A 22,206-nucleotide genomic window follows, 5' to 3' on the forward strand; every position below is an offset into this window, starting at 1 on the left:
CTTACCCTTCGTCCCGACCCGCTGCGCACGGGGAACGCGAGCTCATCGATCTGGGGAGATGTCGAGCTCGTTCGCGCCCGGGTCACACCGACACCTGTCCCAACTTAAGGACCATGATGCCCCCTACCCCCCTGTCCCCCGTGTCAAGCCTGCGCCGACGGCGTGTCGCACGTCTCGGCCTCGTCCCGCTGGCGGTCGCTCTGACCGCCGGCTCGCTCGGCCTGGCCGGCGCCGGTGCTCCGGCCTCGGCCGCTCCCGCCGGCGGCCCGACCCGCACCAACGCCTCGGCCCTGCCCTTCGGCTCCGGTTCGATGGGCTGGCGCTCCGAGGTGCGGCTCAACGCCTCCGGCGCCCAGGCCCGCTACAGCTACGCCGACAACGCCCGCACCGCCCTCCGCCGCGCCCCCAGCGGCGTCAAGGGCATGGACGTGTCGTCGTGGCAGGGCCGGGTCAACTGGTCGAACTGGCGGTCCGCCGGGATGCGGTTCGCCTACGTCAAGGCCACCGAGGGCTCCAGCTACCGGAACCCGTACTTCTCCAGCCAGTACACCGGTGCCGCCGCGGCCGGGATGCTCCGCGGCGCCTACCACTTCGCGGTGCCCAACCGCAGCAGCGGCGTGACGCAGGCCAACTACTTCGTCAACCGCGGCGGCGGCTGGACCGCGGACGGGCGCACCCTGCCCGGCGTGCTCGACATCGAGTACAACCCCTACGGCGCGACCTGCTACGGCAAGAGCAAGGCCGCCATGGTCACCTGGATCCGCAGCTTCGTCGTGCAGTACAAGAAGCGGACCGGCCGGGACGCGGTGATCTACACCACCGCGGACTGGTGGAGCCGGTGCACCGGCAACAGCACCGCCTTCAACCGGACCAACCCGCTCTGGGTCGCGCGCTACTCGAGCTCGGTCGGCACGCTGCCCGGCAAGTGGCCGTTCTACACGTTCTGGCAGTACTCCTCGAGCCCGATCGACCAGAACGTCTTCAGCGCCAGCGCCTCACGGCTGGGGCTGCTGGCCCGGGGCTGAGCCCACCGGTGGGTTCCCGGCGCGCCGGGGCGGTTCTCAGCATCCGCCCCGGCGCGGCCACCTACCCTCGGCGCGATGCCGACTCCCCGACGTTCGACCCCTCGGCGCACGGCCCGGCGCCGTGCGCTGGTGGTGATCCCCTCCCTCGTCCTCGTGCTGCTGGTCGGTGTGGTCGGCGTCGCCATCGCCCGCCGGCTGCACCAGTCGGTCGACTGGTCCGGCGCCGGCTCGCGGCCGACGGTCGTCGAGACGCCCACCGAGCGGGCCAGCCCGTCGCCGACCGCGACCGACAGGTCCCCGCGACGGACCGTCGCGCCGAGCAGCGACCCCACTCCCAGCGCGAGCCCGTCGCCCGCCGACTACCACCAGGTGCTCGGGCTCGGTGACTCGGTCACCGCGGGCACCAACTGCGGCTGCACCGACTTCGTGACCCAGCTCGCCGGGATGCTCGCCGACCAGCAGGACACCGACGTGTCGGCGGTCAACCGCGGCGTCAACGGTGCCACCGCCGCCGACCTGCTCAGCGACCTCAAGAACGACGACGACCTGCGATCGACGGTCGCCCAGTCCGACGTGATCGTGGTGACGATCGGGGCCAACGACCTGTCCCCCAGCCTGGACACCTACCAGCAGAACGGCTCGTGCTCCTCGTCCTGCTACCAGTCCGGGATCGACCAGATGGGGTCCGACCTCGACGACCTGCTCGGGGTGATCCGTCAGCTCCGGCACGGCAAGGCGACCGCCCTGCTGGTCACGAACTACTGGAACGTGTTCGAGGACGGCTCGGTCGGTGCCAAGGACGACGGCGGCCAGGACTATCTCGACTGGAGCGACGCGATCACCCGCGCCGCGAACACGGCGATCTGCGACGCCGCGGCGTCGAACAGCGCGACCTGCGTCGACCTCTACGGCCCGTTCAAGGGCGACGGCAGCCAAGACCCCACGGACCTGCTCGCCGACGACGGCGACCACCCGAACGCGGCCGGCACCAAGCTGATCGCACAGGTGCTCGACGCGCAGCTCGAGCGTCCGACGCCGCACGCCACCACCCAGTAGGACGCCGGTTCCCCGGCCCTGCGGCCGGCCGTCCGACGGTCCGCGGGAGGCTTCCGGAGGGGGTGACCCAGCCCCGGCTGTGAGGGGACCGGATTCACAGGGTCGACTCAGCGGGGCTCGCTCAGGATGAGGCTGCCCGGAGCGCGCGTCCGATGGGAAGACGCGACGCGGGCGGAGATCGGAGGATCGAACATGCGGGTGCTGGTGGTCGAGGACGAGCGGCGGTTGGCCGAGTCGATCCGGGTCGGGCTGACCGCGGAAGGCTTCATCGTCGACGTGCAGCACGACGGCGCGACCGGGCTGTGGGCGGCCACCGAGAACCCCTATGACGTGATCGTGCTCGACATCATGCTGCCGGCCAAGAACGGCTACGACGTGCTCAAGGAGATCCGCCGGCGCAAGATCTGGACGCCCGTGCTGATGCTCACCGCCAAGGACGGCGAGTACGACCAGACCGACGCGTTCGACCTCGGCGCCGACGACTACCTGACCAAGCCGTTCAGCTTCATCGTGCTGGTCGCCCGGCTGCGCGCGCTGATCCGGCGCGGGGCGCCGGAGCGCCCGAACAAGATCACCGTCGGCACCCTGATGCTCGACCCGGCCAAGCGCTGCGTGATGCGCGGCGACACCGAGCTGCAGCTGACCGCCCGCGAGTACGGGCTGCTCGGCTACCTGATGCGGCACGCCGGGGACATCGTCACCAAGGCCGAGATCCTCGACAACGTCTGGGACCCCGCCTACGAGGGCAGCGAGAACGTCGTCGAGGTCTACATCTCCTACCTGCGCAAGAAGATCGACATCCCTTTCGACCTGCACACCCTGCTGACCATCCGCGGGATGGGCTACCGGCTGGTGGCCGACCAGGTGCCGGCCAAGCAGACCGGCGAGGTGCAGACCGCCTCGGTCTGAGCCCCCGCTGCCCCGGGCCGCGGCCTCAGGGGTGGTGCTCCTCGATCTCGGTCTCGGGGTCGTAGCGGGCCACCTCGGCCAGCGGCAGGGTGATCGCGAACCGGCACCAGCCCTGCTCGGTCTCGCCGGTCTCGATCCGGCCGTGGTGCGCGTCGACGATCGCCGCGCTGATGGCCAGACCGAGCCCGCTGCCGCCGCTGTCGCGGTCGCGGGCGTCGTCCAGCCGGACGAACCGCTGGAAGATCCGGCCCCGCTCGGCCGGCGCGATCGGCGGGCCGTCGTTGTCGATGGTGATCACCGCCTGCACCTGGTCGGTGCGGACCGCGACCGCGATCGTCGAGACCGCGTGCCGGACCGCGTTGTCGGCGACGTTCCGGATCACCTGGCCGAGCCGGTCCGGGTCGCCGGTGACCCGCGCGGGCACCAGGTCGGACCGCACGGTCAGCCCGGACGCCTTGCGCAACCGACGGACCTCGATGTCGAGCAGGTCGTCGAGGTCGACCTCGACCTGGCGCAGCGCCAGCCCCTGCGCGTCGACCTTGGCCAGCACCAGCAGGTCCTCCACCAGCGCCCGCATCCGGCGGCTCTCGTCGAGCACGATGTCCTGCATCTCCACCCAGGTGCGCCCGGTCGGGTCGGCCGCGGCCACCTCACCGGTGATCACGAGGGTGGAGATCGGGCTTCGGAGCTCGTGGCTGGCGTCCGAGACGAACGCCCGCTGCGCCCGGTCGGAGGCCTCGATCCGGTCGAGCATCGTGTTCATGGTGGCGGCCAGCAGCTCGATCTCGTCCCGCGACGGCGGCACCGGCACCCGCTCGTTCAGCCGGGCGCCGTCGATCCGGGCCACCTGTTTGCGGATCCGGTCGACCGCCCCGAGCGAGCGGCCCACCAGCACCCAGACGGCGACCGCGACCACCACCAGCAGCAGCGGTGCCCCGCCCACCAGCAGCAGCCCGACGGTGCGGATGGTGTCGGACTGGATCTGGATCGAGCCGGCCACCTGCACGACGTACGGCTGCCGGTCGCGCTCGAACCCGTAGGCGACCACCAGGTAGTCGTCCTCGTCGCCGATCTGCGCGATCCCGGTGAGCCCGAGGTCGCGGTACTGGCCGGTGCTCGGGTGCAGCCCGGGCGCCAGCGCCGCGGCCAGCCGCTGGTCGCTGGTGGCCACCACCGCACCCTGGCCGTCGAGGATCTGCACCTCCTGGCCGCGGATCCGGTCGCGCTGCAGCTCGCTGCCCACCGCCCGCAGCCCCTGCTCGCTGGCCAGGATGGCCACGTCCCGGGCCCGGGCCTCGAGCGCGCCGCGGGTGGTGTTGGTGAGCGCCGACTGGAGCGCGAAGAGCAGCAGTCCGCCGCCGGCGAGCAACGCCAGACCCACCACCACCACTGCACTGAGCACCGACTGCTGCCGGACGCCGAGCACCACCCGGGTCGGCCGTTCCGTCCGGTCCGGCGTGGAGGTGGTGGCGGCCTGCGACATGGCGCCAGTCTCCCCCACCACGCCCTCGGATCGCTGTGACGCCGCGGCCCGGGCGGGCCCGCGGGCGAACGACGGCACGCAGCGCTGAGCCGAGCTGACGTCGGGCCCTGCCCTTCGACAGGCTCAGGGCGCGGTGGTGGGCGCTCAGGGCACGGTGGTGGGCGCTCAGGGCGCGTCCTCCCGACCACGGTGCCCTGAGCCTGTCGAAGGGCGTGCGAGGCGATTCAGCCCAGGGGCTTGCCGAGCACCACGACCGCGACGCCGCTGGCGGGGTCGACCTCGCGGCGGAGCTCGGTGTAGCCGTGCCGGGCGTAGAAGGCGAGGTTGTGGGTGCTGGCGGCTCCGGTGACCAGCTCGACGCGGGTGCAGCCGACGGCCCGCGCCTCGATCGCGGCCAGCAGCCGCGAGCCGAGTCCCTCGCCCTGGCGGTCCGGCACCACCATCAGCCGGCCGACCCGCCAGGTGTCGCCGTCGGCGCGGCCGCGGACGGAGCCGATCAGCCGGCCCGCCTGCCGGGCCGTCAGCACCAGCTGGTGCGGCAGCTCGGCGGCGACCTCGGCGAGCTCCTCGACCAGCGGCGGGATGGTCCAGCCCTGCAGCCGGCCCTCGGCGAGGTAGGCGGCCCGTTGCAGCGTGAACAGCTCGCCGGCGTCGCCGGGTCCGGCCTCGGCCACCACCACCGGCTGCTCGGCCGGCGGCAACAGGTCCGGACGCCGCTCGCGGGTCCGGGCCCGGGCCTGCTCCTGGCGCCAGGCGGCGATCCGGGCATGGTGTCCGCGGAACAGCTCGGCGGGCACGTCGAGCCCACGCCACGACGGCGGCTTGGTGTAGACGGGGTACTCGAGCAGCCGGTCGTGGCCGGGCGCGTGCGACTCCTCGGTCAGCGACTCGGGGTTGCCGATCACCCCGGGAACCAGCCGGACCACGGCCTCGATCACGGCGAGCGCGGCCACCTCGCCGCCGTTGAGCACGTAGTCGCCGACGCTGACCTCGTCGGTCCGCACCCGGGTCCGGGCGTGCTCGGCGATCCGGGCGTCGAAGCCTTCGTAGCGTCCGCAGCCGAACAGCAGCCGGCGCTCATCGGCCAGCTCGGCGGCCAGCGCCTGGTCGAACGGCCGTCCGGACGGAGTCAGCAGGATCAGCCGCGGCCCGTCGGCGTCTGGTGCAGTGTCGGGCCCGAGCAGCTCGTCGAGCGCCTCGCCCCAGGGTTCGGGCCGGAGCACCATCCCCGCCCCGCCGCCGTAGGGGGTGTCGTCGACGGTCCGGTGCCGGTCGTGGGTCCAGGTGCGCAGGTCGTGCACCCCGAGCTCGACCAGTCCGGTCTCGATCGCGCGGCCGACCAGCGACAGCCGCAACGGGCTCAGGTAGTCAGGGAAGAGGGTGAGGACGTCGATCCGCACGCGGTCACTCCGCCGCGGGCCCGTCGGCGTCGCCGAGCAGCCCGGGGACGTCGGCGAGCGTGATGGTGCCGGCGGCCAGGTCGACCCCGGGCACCAGCGCGGTGACGAACGGCACCAGCGCGAGCCCGTGCGGGGTGTCGACCTCGAGCAGGTCCTGCTCGGGCAGGTGCAGCACCGACCGGAGCGTTCCCGCGGGAACGCCGTCGGCGGTCCGCACGCTGAGCCCGATCAGCTGCCGGTCGTAGTACTCCGTCTCGTCCTCGGGACGCTCGTCGGCCGGGACGTCGGTGACCAGCACGGTGCCCCGCAACGCCTCGGCGGCGGTGCGGTCGGCGACGCCCTCGAAGGCCACCAGCAGCCGACCACTGTGCCACCGGGACGCGGAGACGACGAAACGCCGGTTCCCCGTCTCTGCGCGCAACTGCGCGCCGGCGGCGAACCGGCGATCGGGTTCGTCGGTGCGGGGCACCACGGCGAGCTCGCCGCGGACCCCGTGCGCCCGGCCGACCACCCCGACCGTCACCTCGACGGTGCCGGTGCGGGTGTCGTCAGCGCTCAGCGTCGGCCGTTCCGCGAACGGCCGTACCCGCGTCCGTCGCGCTGCGGCCGTCGGTCCACGTCGACGAAGTCGACCCGGACCTCCTCACGACCGGCCAGCGCACCGATCACGGTGCGCAGCGCGGAGGCCGTCCGACCGTTGCGGCCGATCACCTTGCCGATGTCCTCGGGGTGCACCCGCACCTCGAGCAGCCGGCCGCGGCGCAGGTCCTTGTCCCGCACCCGGACGTCGTCGGGGTTGGTGACGATGCCACGGACCAGGTGTTCGAGCGCGTCGGACAGCATCAGGACTCGGTCGAGCTGTCGGTCGCCTCGGCGTCGGTCGCGGCCGGAGCCTCGGCGGACTTGGCGGTGCGACCCCCACGGGTCCGCGGCTCGTCACCCTTGGCGGCGAGCGCGGCGTTGAAGGCGTCGGTCTTGTTCGGGCGCTCCGGCTGCGGGTCGATGCCCGACGGCGAGGTGTCGCCGGAGAACTTCTGCCAGTCGCCGGACCGCTTGAACAGCGCCACGACGGCCTCGGTCGGCTGGGCCCCGACCGACAGCCAGTACTGCGCCCGCTCCGAGTCGACCTCGATCAGCGACGGGTCGTTCTTCGGGTGGTACTTGCCGATCTCCTCGATCGCCCGACCGTCACGCTTGGTGCGCGAGTCGGCGACGACGATGCGGTAGTGCGGCGACCGGATCTTGCCCAGCCGCTTCAGTCTGATCTTGACAGCCACGTGGGTGGAAACTCCTGTTGGGAAACGACCGGGAACGGCCCCGGTCGAGTGCGGGTCGAGACGCTTGACCCGAGGTGGGGACCCAGCAGCGTCTCGGAGGACTCCGGGTCTCGCGGCGATGAGAGGGCGCCGCTCGACACAAAGCGCCCTCCATTCTGCCAGACCGGCAGCACCGGACGCGAACCGAGCCGACGCGACCTGACCGTCCGCCGAGAACGCGGGCGCTGCGACCCGGTCGCACGTCCTACCGTAAGCGCATGCAGACCCGACGGACCGAGCTCGCCATCGACCTGCCGGCCACCGCCGGCGGCGAGGCCGACCACGCCCGGGCCGTGCTGGTGCGGCCCGACGACGACCGCCGCCACCCCGGGGTGGTGATGCTGCACGAGATCTTCGGACTGGACGAGCAGGTGCTCCGTCAGGCCGACCGGCTGGCCGCCCGGGGCTATCTCGTCTTGGTGCCCGACCTGATCGGCGAGGGCAACCGGCTGGGCTGCATGATCCGGGTGTTCCGGTCGATCGCCGCCGACCAGGGACGGCCGTTCGACGTGATCGAGGCCTGCCGGCAGGTGCTGCTCACCCACCCCGACTGCACCGGACGGATCGGGGTGATCGGCTTCTGCTTCGGCGGCGGGTTCGCGCTGCTGACCGCGCGCCGCGGTTTCCAGGCCAGCGCGGTCAACTACGGCCGGCTGCCCGACGACCTCGACGCCGCGCTGGTCGGCAGCTGCCCGATCGTGGCCAGCTACGGGCTCGCCGACAAGAGCCTGCCCGGGGCCGCCCGCCGGCTCGGCGAGGCGCTCAAGGAGGCCGAGATCCCGCACGACGTCAAGGAGTACCCGGGCGCCGGGCACGCCTTCCTCAACGACGAGATGTCCGGCCCGAAGATGCTCCGCCCGGTGTTCCGCGCCACCGGTGTCGGTCCGGACCCGGAGGCTGCCAAGGACGCCTGGGCCCGGATCGAGCGCTTCTTCGAGCGCTACCTCGGCGACTGACGCGCTTCGACAGGCTCAGCGCGCGGTTCTCTCGACCCACCCACGGTGCCCTGAGCCTGTCGAAGGGCGGGAGGGCGCTTCGACAGGCTCAGCGCGCGGGGTCCGTGCCGCCCCGTCGGCGAGCGTCCTCTGAGCCGCGCCGGGTCGTTCTGCACGACGCAGGATCGCGGGACACGCTTTTGGTCCCGCGATCCCAGGAGGAAGAACGAGCCGTCACAGCGCGGCGTGCGCGAGCCGGCCCGCTCAGGACGTGACGTCCTTGCGAAGGAAGTGCCACCACGAGAGGGCCAGCAGGACGACGGTGTAGCCGACCGACCAGAGCGCGCCGGTGATCATCTGCGAGGGGTCGACGGTCGGGTTCAGGGCATCGGCCCAGGCGTAGGCGTAGTGGCCGGGGAGCGCGTCACGGAGCGAGCCGAGCGCGGTGATCGAGTCGAGGATGGCGCAGACGATCATGATCAGCACCGCCCCGCCGACCGCGGCCAGCGGCGCGTCGGTCCGGGTGCCGATGGCGAAGGCGATCGCCCCGACCACCGCGAGATCGACGATCAGGTAGGCCACGATCACCAGCAGCCGCAGCCCGAAGGTGGTCACCGGCAGCTGGTCACCGGTCGGGCCGACGTAGGGGCCGAAGCCGTAGGCCAGCCCGCCGATCACGAACGTCCAGGCCGGCAGCACGACCAGCGCGACCACCGAGCTCAGCGCCGCGACCAGCAGCTTCTGCCGCAGCAGCCGCTCGCGCCGCACCGGGGCGGCGAGCAGATAGCGCAGGCTCGACCAGCTGGCCTCCGCGGGCACCGTGTCGCCGGCGAACAGCGCGACGATCACGATCACCAGGAAGCTGGTCGAGGCGAACAGCGCGAAGACGGTGAGGTTGGCCCCGCTCTCCTGGGCCAGGTCGACGAAGCCCGGGGTGGCCGACGGCGTTCCGTCCCGGCCGAGCCAGAAGGCCAGCAGCAGCACCAGCGGCAGCACCGCGATGATCGCGAAGACGCCGATGGTCCGGCGGCGGCGGAGCTGGCGGAGGATCTCGGCGCGGAGCGGCAGCGAGCCGCGGACCGACGCCGTTGCCCGGTCCGGCCGGTCACCGGCCGACCCCTCGGCGGGCGGCACGGCGGGCGGCACGGTGGTGGCGGTCATCGCGCGGCTCCCGGTGACATCAGCCCCATGAACACGTCCTCCAGCGGCTGGCGGCCGTCGACGAAGTCGACCCCGATCCCCGCCTCGACGAGCGCGGCGACCAGCACCGACCGGTCCTCCGCGGCGACGACCCGGATCCGGTCGTCGGCCTCGGGCTCGGCGGTCCAGCCGCGCGCGGCGAGCAGCGCGAGAGCCCGGTCGCGCTCCCCCGGCCCCACCCCGATGAGCGCGACGTGGTCCCCGGCGGTCAGGTCGTCCATCGACCCGGTGAGCACCACCCGGCCGCGGTTCATCACCACCACGTCGCTGCAGGTCTGCTGCACCTCGGCCAGCAGGTGGCTGGACACCACGACGGTGCGGCCGGTGGCCGCGTAGTCGCGGAGCACCTGACGCATCGCCCGGATCTGTGGCGGGTCGAGCCCGTTGGTCGGTTCGTCGAGCAGCAGCAGGTCGGGCAGGCCGAGCATCGCCTGCGCGATCCCCAGCCGCTGCCGCATGCCCTGGCTGTAGCCGCGGACCCGGCGGTCCAGGGCGGCCACGAGGCCGGCGATCTCGAGCGCCTCCTCGAGGTGCGCCTCGGCCTCCGGCCGGCCGGTGGCCGCCCAGTAGCCGGCCAGGTTCTGACGTCCGGTCAGGTGGGGCAGGAAGCCGGGACCCTCGATGAACGCGCCCACCTCGCCGAGCACGTCGGCGCCGGCGTGCACCGGGCGTCCGTTGACCCAGATCGCCCCGCCGTCGGGCCGGATCAGCCCGACCAGCATCCGCAGCACCGTGGTCTTGCCCGCACCGTTGGGGCCCAGCAACCCGACCACCTGCCCGGCCTCGGCGCGCAGGCTCACCCCGTCGACCGCGCGGACGGCGTCGGTGCTGCCGCCGGAGACCCGTCCCCAGAGCCGGGACGGCCCGCGGCGCGGGTTGTAGGTCTTGACCAGCCCGTCGACCACCAGCGGGACGTCCGCGAGCTCGGCCACCGGGTGCACGGCCCGGCGCCGCAGCCAGAGCAGCACGAGCCCGACCGCGGCGGCGAGCACCAGCGCGGCCACCACCACGACCAGGGCGATCGGGACGTCCAGCGGCGTCGGGGCGGCGACCCCGCCGACCTGCGGCAGCAGCACCCCGCCACCGGTCAGGCCGACCGTCGCGGTGGCGCCGGTCCGGGAGCCCGCGTACGCCTGGTCGGTGGTCGAGACGACCAGCTGGACCCGGTGCCCGATCGGCACCTGGTGGACGACGGCGGGCAGCGCGACCTCGACCGTGGTGGGCCGACCGGGGGTGAGGCCGGTCAATCGGAGCGGCGCGACGGCCAGCCCGGGCAGCACCGCGGTCGCGGGCCGGCCGTTGCGGTCGGGCCCGAGGTCCCAGGCGCTGACGAAGAGGGTGAGGTCGGAGCTGCTGCTGGTGACCTGGAGCCGGGCGCGGCCCGCGCCGACCATCCGCAGCGGGCTGGTGAGCGCCGCGCTGGTGAAGGTGGCCGACTGTCCGGGCAGGACGCCGAGCTGGTAGCCGCCGAGGCTGGCCACCGCGGCCAGCGCCTGACCGGTGCCGGGCAGGTTGGTCAGGGCGGCGGGGCTGCCGCCCGGCGGGGCGAGCACCGGCTGGCTGCCGCCGGTCAGGGCCAGGGTGCGGGTCGGGACCGGGTCACCGCTCAGCCCGGGATAGCGGTCGAGCGAGACCTTCTCGGGCGGGCGGCCACCGTCGCCGTCCCGGCCGACCAGGGAGTCCTGGGCGATCGTGTAGCGGAAGCCCTGGTCCGGCTCGCCCCCGGTGCCGGGCTGGTCCTTGAGGTAGCGGTCGAACCAACCGGTGACCTCGTCGAGCACGCCGTCGAGGTCGATCCCGGCGTCGTGCCCGCCGGTCGTCCAGACCATCCGCTTGAGCGTGCTCGCCGGCAGCTCGCGGAAGGTGGCGTCGGCCTGGTCGAGCCCGAAGAGGGTGTCGTCCTCGCCCTGGATCAGCAGGGTCGGGGCGCGGACGCCGGACAGCCGTCCGGTCGGCCCGGAGGCCCGCAGCAGCGCGAGCAGCGCGGCGTCCGGACGCCCGCTGGCGGCCGCCTTCTGGTAGTCGGCGCAGAGCGCCGGGGCGAACCGGCCGCACGAGGACGTCGCCGCCGACCCACCGCCGTCGCCGGCGGTCGAGCCGCCGCTCGAGCCCGTCCGGCTGCCGGCACCGAGACCGCTGAGGAAGAGCAGCGAGGTCCAGCGCTGCTTGAACACCCCGGGGCTGTCGTCGGGCGGGACGTCGGCGGCGGTGCTCGGTGCGGTGCCCGCGTCCGCGGACAGCGCGTTCTGCGGGAACAGCGCCTGGGCCAGGTCGTTCCAGGTGTAGGCCGGGACCACGGCGTCCACCCGCGGGTCGAGCTCGGCCGCGAGCAGGGCCGCGCCGCCGCCGTAGGAGGCGCCGGCGACCCCGACCACCGGGTTGCCGCCGCGCTTCTCGACCTCCGGCCGCCCGGCGGCGAAGTCGATGATCCTGACCACGTCGCGGCCCTCGTAGTCGGGGCTGTCGAGGTGGATCAGCCCGCCGGAGGCACCGAAGCCGCGGGCCGTGTAGGCGATCACCGTGTAGCCGGCCCGGGCCAGCGTCCGGCCGAGCGGGATCGAGTCGGCCTTGGTGCCGCCGAACCCGTGGGCGAGCACGATCGCCGGCCGCGGCACCGACGGGTCGGTGGTCAGCAGCGCGACGTCGAGACGGACCGGTCGGCCGTCGGGTTCCGGCGTGCCGGGGACGAACAGGTCGGTCTCGACCACCGGCGCCTCGTCGGCCGCAGCCCGGGTCGCGGTGCCCGGCAGCACGCCGAGCAGCGGCAGCAGGGCCAGCGCCAGACCGGTGACCAGCAGGAGCACCCGGCGTACGGGCGGGACGCCGCGTCTCTCCTGCATGGCTCCATCCTGCGCGATGACCGAAACCGCGCCCCGCCCCGTCCGCAGCAGGACCGGTCGCGTCCGACGGGTGTCGACCTTCGGGTGGGGGTTGCCGTCGGTCCACCGACCTGGCTAGGTTGCTTTTGATCGTTCAAAAGACCGCTGCACGGGGCCTGCCTGCGCGCCGCGACCCGCACGGTCGACCGTCCAGAACACAGGAGTTGTGGATGCCGGATCACATCCGTCCGCCGATCGCGTCCCCCGCGCCCACCCGGCGCCGCCGCCGACCGCGCCGGCTGGTCACCACCGCGTGCGCCGTCACCGGCGTCGCCGCCCTGGTCGCCGGGTCGCTCCAGCCGCTGCCCACCCATGCCGCGCCCGCGGCCGAACCCGTCCTCGATGCCGCCCTGGTCCGCTCCCCCGAGCTGTCCGAGACCACCCGGCTGGCCGACCGGCGGTTCGTGGTCACCGGCGACCGGGCCTGGGAGCTCGGCGCCGCCGACGGTCGCTACCCGGCCGCCGGCTTCCACACCCGCGGCGAGATGGGTGGGTTCTGGACGCCGAGCATGAAGATGCTCGACGGGATGTGGTTCGGCATCGACGGCTCCTGGATCGGCGACGGCACCCGGACGACCTCGGGCTGGGGCTACGTCCGCACCGACCTGCCCACCACGCAGGGCGTCGCGGCCAGCCGCACCGACTTCGTCCCCGACGGTGTCGGCGGCGTGGTGGTCGGGCTGAGCCTGCGGTCGTCGACGGCGAGGACCGTCACGCTGAAGGTGGACGCCCACTCCGAGCTGATGAGCGCCTACCCGTGGGGCGAGAGCACCCCGAGCCAGAAGACCGAGAACCTGCCGGACACGGCCAGCTCCACCGGACGCAGCCTGCTGTTCCGCGACCGCGGCACCAACCAGGCCGGCTTCCACGACTGGGCGGCGGCCGTCGGCTCGTCGCTCGACCCGACTGGGGCCAGCACCGGCACGAACTTCCGCGGCCCGCAGAGCGGGGACGTCGTCTGCCCCGCCTCCGACAGCGGCGCCAGCCAGCCGACCTCCTGCGACGACACCGCCTACGGCCGGGGCGCGGGCGGCCAGCTGCGCTACCGGGTCCGGCTGACACCGGGCGCCACCCGGACCGTCTGGTTCGCGGTCGGCGGCTCGCAGAACGGCCCGACCGAGGCGCGGCAGCAGCTCGCCGCCGCGTTGCACCGACCCGCCGAGGCGCTGGCCGCGAAGGTCGCCGCGCGTCGTGCGGTGCAGGCGGCCAGCCGGGCCAGCCTGCCCGACGCCCCACTGCTCCAGCAGAGCTTCGCCTGGAGCAAGCAGATGCTCGCCGCCTCGGTCCAGCAGTCCGAGGACGTCCGGCTGCGGGTCACCAAGGCCGGCACCGCCTATCCGAAGCCGGTGGCCACGCTGCCCGAGATGCGCTGGATCGGGGCCGGTTGGCCCGACTACACCTGGCTCTTCGGCACCGACGGTGAGTACACCGCGTTCGCGGCCGTCGCCTCCGGTCAGTTCCAGGCCATCGAGGACCACCTGCGGGCCCTGCGCGACGTGTCGGACGCGGTCAACGACCGCAGCGGCAAGATCGTCCACGAGGTCACCCCGAACGGCGCGGTCTACTTCGGCGCCAACGCCGACGCCGGCAACACCGACGAGACCGCGAAGTTCCCCTCCACCGTGGCCCTGGTCTACCGGTGGACCGGCGACAAGCGGTTCCTGGCCGACATGTACCCGGCCAGCGTCCGGGCGATGCGCTACATCGACACCAGACTCGACGCCGACCACGACGGCTGGCCCGAGGGTCTCGGCAACGTCGAGCGTCCGGGGATGGGTCCGGAGAAGCTCGACAACGCCGTCTACACCGTCCGCGGGTACGCCGACCTGGCCGAGCTGGCGCGGGCCCGCGGGGACCGCGCGACCGCCCGCTGGGCCACCGGCAAGGCGCAGACCCTGATCGCGAAATTCGAGCGCGACTGGTGGTACGGCAAGGACGGCGCCCGCAGCTACGCCGACTCGCTCCAGGCCGACAACGCCAAGACCTTCCAGCGGCACTGGATCGGGCTGACCCCGACCGACGCCGTGCTGCCGGCGCTGCCCGCGGCCGCCGGGGCGACAGCGCGTCCGGCCGGCCCGCTGGCGTCCTCGGCGCACGCGAACACCACGCTCGACCAGCACGAACGCTCCTGCTACACCGGCGCGCTCGGGCTCTACCACACCGGAACCGGCGCGACCACGGACCCGGCCGGCAACCCGGGCGACACCTGCGACTCCGTCGTCTCCGCGGTGCCGTCGCTGACCGACGTCTTCACGCTGAACTCGTCGATCGCGGCGGTCAGCGAGGGCAACTACGGCCGGCTCGGGCTCGACCAGCAGCGCCGGTACCTGACGGGCAGCGCCAGGGCCCAGCTCGACCCGTCGCTGTGGGAGATGCCGGGAGCCATGCCGGAGATCGTGCCCGGCGGGGACGGCGACGCGAACATCGACAAGCTGTTCACCGAGCGGTCGATGGTGATGCAGGCCTGGGGCGCGTACGGCATCCTCTGGCCGGTCGTCCACCAGTGGCTCGGCGTCTCGCCCGATCTCGGCCACGGCCGCGTCGCGGTGGTGCCGCAGCTGCCGGCCGACCAGCAGCGGGCGGCGCTCTCCGACGTCCGGCTGGGCGGCAGCCGGGCCCTCGACGTCAACGCCCGGCATCTCGGGAACCGCTGGACCACCACGGTGACCCGGCACGGTCGGATCGGTCTGACGGTCGGCGCCGTGTTGCCCGCTGGTACTCAGGTGGTGCGTGCCACACTGAACGGAAAGGCAGTCCGGGTGCAGTCGACCCGCACGACCCGTGGCCTGGAGGTCACCCACAAGCTGCCGGAGGGACGTGGCACCACGCAGCTGGTCATCGTGACCCGCTGACGCCCGTCCCGGTCTCCGGCGAGTCTGGCGGGGGCGGTGGTCGATCGCCAATCCCCCGGCGACAGTCCCCACCCAGGAGCCACTCGCGGACCGCGGGCTCGCCGGAGACCACCGGTATCAATTCTCGTTCGCCTGCTCCCTTCGACAGGCTCAGGGCACGGTGGTGGGGCGCGCTCAGGGCACGGTGGTGGGGTGCGCTCAGGGCACCGTGGTGGGCAGGGCTCAGTACACGGTGGCGGAGCGCGCAGTTCCTGATGTCGGTCAGGGGCCGACCCGCACGCCGCGGAGCAGCACGTGCCGCGGACGCCGCAGGGCGGAGAGGTCGGCCCGCGGGTCGGTGTCGAGGACCAACAGGTCGGCGGGCGCGCCCGGGGCCAGTCGAGCGGCCCGGCCGAGCCAGGCCCGGGCAGCCCACGAACCGGCGGCGAGCGCACCGGCCGGGCCCAGCACCGTGCTCAACGCGTCGATCTCGTCGCGGATCCGACCGTGCGGTTGGTAGCCGCCCGCGTCGGTGCCGGCGTAGATCGGCACCCCGGCGTCGCGGGCCTGCCCGAACCGGTCGAGCCGGCTGCGGTAGAGCGACCGCATGTGCGCGGCGTAGGTCGGGAACCTGGCCTCGCCCGCGGCGGCGAAGCTCTCGAAGTTCTCCAGCTGCACCAGGGTGGGCACCAGCGCCACCCGGCGCTCGGCCATCCGCGCGATCGTCGGTGCGGTGATCCCGGTGCCGTGCTCGAGCCCGTCGATGCCCGCCTCGACCAGCTCGGCCGCCGCCTGCTCACCGAACACGTGCGCGGTGACCCGGCAGCCGAGTTCGTGCGCCCGGGCGATCGCCGCCCGGGCCACCTCGGTCGGCCACAGCGGCGCCAGGTCGCCCCCGGTCCGGTCGATCCAGTCCCCGACCAGCTTGATCCAGCCGTCCGAGCGGGCGGCCTGCCGCTCGACCGCGGCCACCAAATCCTCGGGGTCGACCTCGTCGGCGTAGTGGCGGATGTAGCGCTTGGGCCGGGCGATGTGCCGACCGGCCCGGATCAGGTGCGGCAGGTCGTCGCGGGCGTCGATCCACCGGGTGTCGGCCGGTGACCCGGCGTCGCGGAGCAGCAGCGCGCCGGCGTCGCGGTCGGCGAGCGCCTGCCCCTCGGCCTCGGCCCGCGGCACGGCCCCGGACGCGTCGAGCCCGACGTGGCAGTGCGCGTCCACCAACGCGGGCAGCAGCCAGCCGCCGTCGAGGGTGGTCGCGTCAGCGACCGGTTCGTCGGTCAGCGTCCCGTCGACCACCCAGAGCTCACGGTGCTCACCCTCGGGCAGCACCACCCCGCTCAGCCGCAGTCGCGCGGGCACCGTCCGTCCCGACCCGTGGTCGCGGTCGACCGGTCAGCCGCGCTTGCTCTGCTGGTCGAACATCTTCTGCAGCTCGGGCGGCAGCTCGAAGTTGCCCATCTGCTCGGCGAGCTCGGCCTGGCTGGGCTGTCCGAACGCGGAGCCCGGATCGGCGGCACGCGCCGCCGCCGGGGCGTTGCGCTTCGCCGGGTTCCCCGAGCCGCGCTTGGCCTTCTTCTTGGCCTGCTGCTTGGCGGGCCGCCGGGCTCCGTTGCCGCCCATGCCGGGCAGTCCGGGCATCCCCGGCATCCCCTTGCCGCCGGCCATCGCGCTCATCATCTTGCGGGCGTCGAAGAACCGGTTGACGAGGTTGTTGACGGCCGACACCTCGACCCCGGCGCCCCTGGCGATCCGGGCCCGGCGCGAGCCGTCGATGATCTTGGGGTCGTCGCGCTCGGCCGGCGTCATCGACTGGATGATCGCCTCGATCCGGTCGACCTCGCGCTCGTCGATGCCGGCGATCTGGTCCTTGATCTCGCCCATCCCGGGGAGCATCCCGAAGATCTTGCTCAACGGGCCCATCTTGCGGACCATCTGCATCTGCTGCAGGAAGTCGGCCAGGCCGAACTCCTTGCCGCCGGAGGCGAGCTTGGCCGCCGCCTTGGCCGACTGCTCGGCGTCGAAGGTCCGTTCGGCCTGCTCGATCAGGGTGAGCATGTCGCCCATCCCGAGGATCCGGCTGGCCATCCGGTCGGGGTGGAAGACGTCGAAGTCGCCGACCTGCTCGCCGTTCGAGGCGAACATGATCGGCTTGCCGGTGACCCGGGCGATCGACAGCGCGGCACCACCACGGGCGTCGCCGTCGAGCTTGGTCAGCACCACCCCGTCGAAGCCGACGCCCTCGGCGAACGCGTTCGCGGTGTTGACCGCGTCCTGGCCGATCATGGCGTCCACCACGAACAGCACCTCGTCCGGGTGCACGGCGTCGCGGATGTCGGCGGCCTGCTGCATCAGCTCGGCGTCGATGCCCAGCCGGCCGGCGGTGTCGATCACCACCACGTCGAACAGCCGGCGCTCGGCCTCCTCGATCGAGCGGCGCGCCACCCCGACCGGGTCGCCGACGCCCACCCCGGCGGCCTCGCTGGCCGAGGTGTTGCCGGGCTCGGGGGCGAAGACCTGGACGCCGGCGCGCTGGCCGACGACCTGGAGCTGGGTGACCGCGTTCGGCCGCTGCAGGTCGGCCGCCACCAGCAGCGGGCTGTGGCCGGAGTCCTTGAGCCAGCGCGCGAGCTTGCCGGCCAGCGTGGTCTTGCCGGCGCCCTGGAGGCCGGCGAGCATGATCACCGTCGGCGGCCGCTTGGCGAACCGGAGCAGCCGGGTCTCGCCGCCCAGGATCGCGACCAGCTCGTCGTTGACGATCTTGACGATCTGCTGGGCGGGGTTCAGCGCCTGCGACAGCTCCGCGCCGCGGGCCCGCTCCTTGACGTTGGCCACGAACTCCTTGACCACGGCCAGGTTGACGTCGGCCTCGAGCAGGGCGATGCGGATCTCGCGGCAGGTGGCGTCGATGTCCGCCTCGGAGAGGCGTCCCTTCCCCCGCAACGACTTGAACGTCGCGGAGAGCCGGTCTTGCAGGGTGTCGAACACGGGACTTCTCACCTCAGGGAGTGCGCGGGCGCGGGCGAATCCGACTCAGCCTACCCAAGCGGTGTGGCCGCGACGCCCGCCCGACCGGCACGGATCTGAGACAGTGGGGCCGTGCCGGAACACGATCTCGCCGTCGCGCCCGCCCCGACGGCCGCCCGCCCCTCCTCCCCCCGCCCCCGCGGCCGCCGCCTCACCGTGCTCGCCGCCGTCCTGGCCGGGACCGCCACCGCCCTGGTCGCACCCGCGGTCAGCCCGACCACCGCGGCCGCGGCGAGCTGCAGCGGCGACCCGGTGAGCAAGACCTACGCCCAGCCGCGGACCCTGGTCGTCGGCACCAAGGAGACCCAGACGACCACCCTGATCGTGGCCACCCGGACCGGTTGTGGGGTGAAGAAGGTCAAGGCCGAGGTCAGCAGCCCGCTGTTCGACGACAGCTTCACGCTGAGCAAGTACGACACCCAGGACGGCAAGGACTACTGGGGCGTGACCTACAGCCTGTCCCCGGACTCTCTCTACGACGTCGAGGCGGGCAGCTGGGGCGTCCGCTACGAGGTCACCGGCGACTCGCCGGACCACCTGCACAGCGCGGCCTCGCTGATCGTCCGGCGCGCCTCGCGGCTCACCACCGACGCCGGCCCGGAGCCGGTCCGGCGTGGGCGGACCCTCACCGTCAAGGGCACGCTGACCCGCGCCGACTGGGAGGACGGCAAGTACCGCGGCACGTCCAAGGCCAAGGTGCAGCTGCAGTTCCGGGCCGGGAACGGCAGCTACCGGACGCTCAAGACGGTGACCAGCAGCACCACCGGACAGCTGAGGACCACGGTCAAGGCCGACCGCGACGGCTGCTACCGCTATCGCTTCACCGGCTGGAAGAGCACCCAGCAGGTGACCTCCGCGGCCGACTGCGTCGACGTCCGGAGCTGACCTCGCGAGCCCGGCGCCACCCGCCCGGGCATGGCCCCGTCGACTGCCACACTGCGCGGGAACCGGGCCGGAGCGGGGTGCGTCCGATCCTGGTCGGCCCCCGCACCGGGCGGGGTGCCGGAGCGCGAGAGGACACGACGTGAAGATCAGCTGGCACCGCCAGGCCACCCCCTACCTGCAGCTCCCGCCGGTGTGCGCGGTGACCGGGCAGCCGACCCAGACGCGGATGCCGATCATCTACCGCAACAAGATCGCCACCTACGTCCCGCGGATCGGCTGGATCCTGGCCCTGGCCAACAAGCCGGTGGTGATGCCGACGCCGGTGCTGCCCGAGGTGCAGCAGCGGGTCACCAAGCTGCGGCTGCTGGCCCTGGCCGGGATCCTGGGCGGACTGGTGCTGGCCATCCTGCTCGCCGTCGCGGTCAACGGCGCGAGCGGCGCGGGCGCCCTGGTCGGTCTGGTGCTGTTCGTCGTGGTGATCGGCGGCTACGCGCTCTATCTGGTCTGCACCGTCAAGGCCGACGTGCTCAACACCGACGTCCGGGGTGACTCGATCTCGATGGGCAACGCGCACCCGGCCTTCGTCGAGGCGGCCGTCCGGATCAACCCGCCGGGCACGTTCCGGGTCGAGGACGCCCCGGCCGGGCAGCCGGCCGTCGCCGGTGCCCCGCAGGGCTACGCCGGTCCGTCGTACCCGCAGGCCGGCTACCCGCAGCAGGGCTACCCGCAGCAGGGCTACTCCCAGCCGGGCTACCCGCAGCCGAACGCGCAGCCGGGCTACCCCCAGCAGGGCCAGAGCTACGACCCGGTGATGGGCTACCGCGCCCCCGAGCAGCGCTGAGACCGGCCCACCCCGGGGAGGGCGCTCAGCCCTCCCCGCGGGTGAGGCCGTGGTAGACGCCGGCGAGGTCGTCGTCGCCGTGACCGCCGTCGGCGGCGCGCTGGAAGGCGCCGCGGACGGCGTCGACCACACCGGCGTCGATCCGCCCCTCGGCCGCGGCGCGGATCAGCCCGAGGTCCTTGAGCCCGCCCTCGACCGGGAACGAGGCGGTGAAGTCGCCCGAGAGGATCGCGCCGCCCTTGACGTGGGCGTACGGGCTGTCGGTCGCGGTGCCCTGGATCGCGTCGAGGAACAGCCGGCCGTCGAGCCCGAGCGCCTGGGCCAGCGCGATCGACTGGGCCGTCCCGGTGGTGAGGGTCAGCACCCAGGCGTTGGCGGCCAGCTTGAGCGCGGACGCCGGCCCCGGACGGTCGCCGACCCACACCGTCCGGCTGCCGATCGCGTCGAGCACCGGGCGGGCCCGGTCGGCCAGCGCCGGGTCACCTGAGGCCAGCACCACCAGCGCGCCCTCGGCCGCCGGCTTCTTGGTGCCGAGCACCGGGGCGTCGAGGAGCGCGACGCCGTGCTCGGCCGCCCAGGCCGCGATCCGGTCGCTACCCTCCAGCCCCACCGTGCTGGTCTGCAGCCACACCACGCCGTCGGGCAGCGACGGCCGGGCCCGCTCCATCACGTCGAGCACGGCGTCGGTGTCGAACAGCATGGTGATCACCACCTCGGCGCCGGCCACCGCCGACGCCGGGTCGTCGGCCACCGCCGCTCCCGCGTCGGCCAGCGGCGCCGCCTTGTCGCGGCTGCGGTTCCAGGCGGTCAGCTCGATGCCGTCGGTCCCGGCGAGCACCTCCGCCATCCCGTAGCCCATCAGTCCGGTCCCGAGGATCGCTACCTTCACGCCAGGCATTGTGCTTCCCATCAGCGGCTATGCATCGGGCGGGTCGGCTGTTAGCGTCGGCTCGCCGTACGTCGGGTGCGGCCCGCTCCGAGGAGAACCATGCGCCGTACCGCGCCCGTCGTCGCCGCCCTGGCACTGAGCCTCCCGCTCGCCTCGCTCACCGTCACCGGCCTGCCGGCCTCAGCGGCGGCCGTCCCGAAGGGCGGGTCCCCGGGCGCCACCTCGATCGGCGACCCGCTGTTCCCGACCATCGGCAACGGCGGCTACGACGTCCGGCACTACGACATCAGCCTCGACTACCGCAGCAACACCTCGATCCGCGCCACCACGACCATCGCGGCGCGCGCGACCAAGCGGCTGTCGCGGTTCTCGCTCGACCTCGAGGGTCTGCACGTCGACGCGGTCACCGTCGACGGGCACACCGCGCGCTTCCGCCGCGCCGGCACGAAGTTGATCATCACCCCGTCGCACCCGCTGGTCGGCAGCTTCACCACGAAGGTCCGCTACCACGGCGCGCCGGTCACCCACACCGACCCCGACGGCAGCCCGGACGGCTGGATCCGCACCACCGACGGCGCCACCGTGCAGAGCGAGCCGGTCGGTGCGGCGACCTGGTTCCCGAACAACAACACCCCACAGGACAAGGCCGGTTTCCGGGTCTCGGTGACCGCCCCGTCGGCGCTAGCGGTGGCCGGCAACGGCACCCTGGTCAAGCACCGGCACGGCGCCCGCACCACCTGGACCTGGACGCAGCCCAGGCCCATGGCCACCTACCTCGCGATGATCTCGGTCGGCAGGTACCAGGTCACCCACACCAGCGTGCGGCTGCGGTCGGGCAAGCGGATCCCGGTCTGGAACTTCGTCGACCCGATCTTCGGCAGCGCGAAGAGCGAGCGTGACCTGGTCGGCCCGATCATCCGGTTCGAGGAGGGCTTCTACGGCCCGTACCCGTGGAACAGCGCGGGCGTGGTGATCGACAACTCGAAGTCCGGCTACGCGCTGGAGAACGCCGGCCGGCCGGTGTTCGACGGCCTGCCCGACGTGCTCACCGAGGTGCACGAGTACGGCCACCAGTGGTACGGCGACTCGGTCACCCCGAAGCGCTGGATGGACGTCTGGCTCAACGAGGGCTTCGCCGACTACACCGAGAAGCTCTGGACGGCCAAGCACGGCGGCCAGAGCGTCCGCGCCCAGTACCAGACGATCTACGACGACACCCCGGCCGGCGGCCGGCTCTGGTCGCCCGCCCCGGCCCGGTTCAGCGACCCGGCCGACCTGTTCGGCGACCCGGTCTACACCCGCGGCGGGATGACCCTGGCCGCGCTCCGGTTCGAGATCGGCGACACCGCCTTCTTCTCGCTGCTGCGCCGGTGGGCGGCCGACCACCGGTACGGCTCGGGCACCACCGCGGAGTTCATCGCGCTGGCCGAGCGGGTCTCGCACCGTCAGCTCGACGGCTTCTTCACCACCTGGCTCTACACGGCGAAGAAGCCCGCGCGCTTCTGAGCCTCCCGACGTCCGAACCGGGCCCGG

Annotated in this window: 18 protein-coding genes; 8 read left to right on the forward strand and 10 right to left on the reverse strand. The window is 73.4% G+C overall.

Features of this window, described 5'->3' with window-relative positions; all coding sequences use genetic code 11:
• Positions 1-116 precede the first annotated feature (116 nt).
• The 3 genes from FHX74_RS16585 to FHX74_RS16595 all read left to right on the forward strand — a co-directional run bounded on the left by FHX74_RS16585 (position 117) and on the right by FHX74_RS16595 (position 2,990).
• Positions 117-1,025, forward strand: a complete 909-nt coding sequence (locus FHX74_RS16585) for a lysozyme (protein ID WP_182561288.1) — start codon at positions 117-119, stop codon at positions 1,023-1,025.
• Positions 1,026-1,154: 129 nt separating this feature from the next.
• Positions 1,155-2,081, forward strand: coding sequence for an SGNH/GDSL hydrolase family protein (locus tag FHX74_RS16590; RefSeq protein ID WP_182561289.1), 927 nt, complete (start codon positions 1,155-1,157; stop codon positions 2,079-2,081).
• Positions 2,082-2,273: 192 nt separating this feature from the next.
• Positions 2,274-2,990: a response regulator transcription factor gene (locus tag FHX74_RS16595; RefSeq protein WP_182561290.1), complete on the forward strand. Its 717-nt coding sequence runs from the start codon at positions 2,274-2,276 to the stop codon at positions 2,988-2,990.
• 25 nt (positions 2,991-3,015) lie between these two features.
• On the opposite strand, the gene FHX74_RS16600 is transcribed toward FHX74_RS16595, so the two are convergent.
• The 5 genes from FHX74_RS16600 to rpsP form a co-directional block, all read right to left on the reverse strand.
• Positions 3,016-4,473, reverse strand: a complete 1,458-nt coding sequence (locus tag FHX74_RS16600) for a sensor histidine kinase (protein ID WP_182561291.1) — start codon at positions 4,471-4,473, stop codon at positions 3,016-3,018.
• Between the two features lie 224 nt (positions 4,474-4,697).
• The gene (trmD, locus tag FHX74_RS21170) at positions 4,698-5,873 is read right to left on the reverse strand and encodes a tRNA (guanosine(37)-N1)-methyltransferase TrmD (RefSeq protein ID WP_182561292.1); all 1,176 of its coding nucleotides are present in this window, start codon (positions 5,871-5,873) and stop codon (positions 4,698-4,700) included.
• A gap of 4 nt (positions 5,874-5,877) precedes the next feature.
• Complete coding sequence (gene rimM / locus FHX74_RS16610; RefSeq protein ID WP_328823877.1) at positions 5,878-6,396, reverse strand: ribosome maturation factor RimM; 519 nt, start codon at positions 6,394-6,396, stop codon at positions 5,878-5,880.
• Positions 6,397-6,428: 32 nt separating this feature from the next.
• Positions 6,429-6,716 carry an RNA-binding protein gene (locus FHX74_RS16615; RefSeq protein ID WP_182561293.1) on the reverse strand — a complete coding sequence of 96 codons (288 nt, stop codon included), beginning with the start codon at positions 6,714-6,716 and terminating at the stop codon, positions 6,429-6,431.
• Entirely contained in the window at positions 6,716-7,150 is a 435-nt protein-coding gene (gene rpsP, locus FHX74_RS16620; protein WP_182561294.1) for a 30S ribosomal protein S16, read from the reverse strand. Before rpsP ends, FHX74_RS16615 begins: the two co-directional genes overlap by 1 nt.
• A 257-nt stretch (positions 7,151-7,407) precedes the next feature.
• Between rpsP and FHX74_RS16625 the strand changes: the two genes are divergently transcribed.
• Positions 7,408-8,145 (forward strand): dienelactone hydrolase family protein, encoded by a 738-nt coding sequence (locus FHX74_RS16625; RefSeq protein WP_182561295.1) that lies wholly within the window; start codon positions 7,408-7,410, stop codon positions 8,143-8,145.
• A 243-nt stretch (positions 8,146-8,388) separates the two neighbouring features.
• Here the strand turns inward: FHX74_RS16625 and FHX74_RS16630 are convergent, their stop codons facing one another.
• Positions 8,389-9,285: an ABC transporter permease gene (locus tag FHX74_RS16630; RefSeq protein ID WP_182561296.1), complete on the reverse strand. Its 897-nt coding sequence runs from the start codon at positions 9,283-9,285 to the stop codon at positions 8,389-8,391.
• Entirely contained in the window at positions 9,282-12,164 is a 2,883-nt protein-coding gene (locus FHX74_RS16635) for an alpha/beta fold hydrolase (RefSeq protein ID WP_182561297.1), read from the reverse strand. Before FHX74_RS16635 ends, FHX74_RS16630 begins: the two co-directional genes overlap by 4 nt.
• Positions 12,165-12,373: 209 nt before the next feature.
• Between FHX74_RS16635 and FHX74_RS16640 the strand changes: the two genes are divergently transcribed.
• Entirely contained in the window at positions 12,374-15,055 is a 2,682-nt protein-coding gene (locus FHX74_RS16640) for a glucosidase family protein (RefSeq protein WP_235970805.1), read from the forward strand.
• A 261-nt stretch (positions 15,056-15,316) separates the two neighbouring features.
• Here FHX74_RS16640 and FHX74_RS16645 read toward each other — a convergent pair whose 3' ends face one another.
• Both FHX74_RS16645 and ffh read right to left on the reverse strand, forming a co-directional pair.
• Entirely contained in the window at positions 15,317-16,393 is a 1,077-nt protein-coding gene (locus FHX74_RS16645; protein WP_182561298.1) for an amidohydrolase family protein, read from the reverse strand.
• Positions 16,394-16,426: 33 nt separating this feature from the next.
• On the reverse strand, positions 16,427-18,019 hold the full coding sequence (gene ffh, locus FHX74_RS16650) for a signal recognition particle protein (RefSeq protein ID WP_182561368.1): 1,593 nt from the start codon (positions 18,017-18,019) through the stop codon (positions 16,427-16,429).
• Between the two features lie 111 nt (positions 18,020-18,130).
• Here ffh and FHX74_RS16655 point away from each other — a divergent pair, with 111 nt between their 5' ends.
• Both FHX74_RS16655 and FHX74_RS16660 read left to right on the forward strand, forming a co-directional pair.
• A complete protein-coding gene (locus tag FHX74_RS16655; protein WP_182561299.1) occupies positions 18,131-18,943 on the forward strand; it encodes a hypothetical protein in 813 nt (270 codons plus the stop codon).
• A 139-nt stretch (positions 18,944-19,082) separates the two neighbouring features.
• Positions 19,083-19,784: a hypothetical protein gene (locus FHX74_RS16660; RefSeq protein WP_182561371.1), complete on the forward strand. Its 702-nt coding sequence runs from the start codon at positions 19,083-19,085 to the stop codon at positions 19,782-19,784.
• Between the two features lie 25 nt (positions 19,785-19,809).
• On the opposite strand, the gene FHX74_RS16665 is transcribed toward FHX74_RS16660, so the two are convergent.
• A complete protein-coding gene (locus FHX74_RS16665; RefSeq protein ID WP_220484066.1) occupies positions 19,810-20,673 on the reverse strand; it encodes an NAD(P)-dependent oxidoreductase in 864 nt (287 codons plus the stop codon).
• A gap of 99 nt (positions 20,674-20,772) precedes the next feature.
• On the opposite strand from FHX74_RS16665, the gene FHX74_RS16670 reads away from it, so the two are divergent.
• Positions 20,773-22,179, forward strand: coding sequence for a M1 family metallopeptidase (locus FHX74_RS16670; protein ID WP_182561301.1), 1,407 nt, complete (start codon positions 20,773-20,775; stop codon positions 22,177-22,179).
• The last annotated feature ends 27 nt before the right edge of the window (positions 22,180-22,206 follow it).

Origin of the sequence: Microlunatus kandeliicorticis (assembly GCF_014137855.1) — a bacterium.
Classification (GTDB): Bacteria; Actinomycetota; Actinomycetes; order Propionibacteriales; family Propionibacteriaceae; genus Microlunatus; species Microlunatus kandeliicorticis.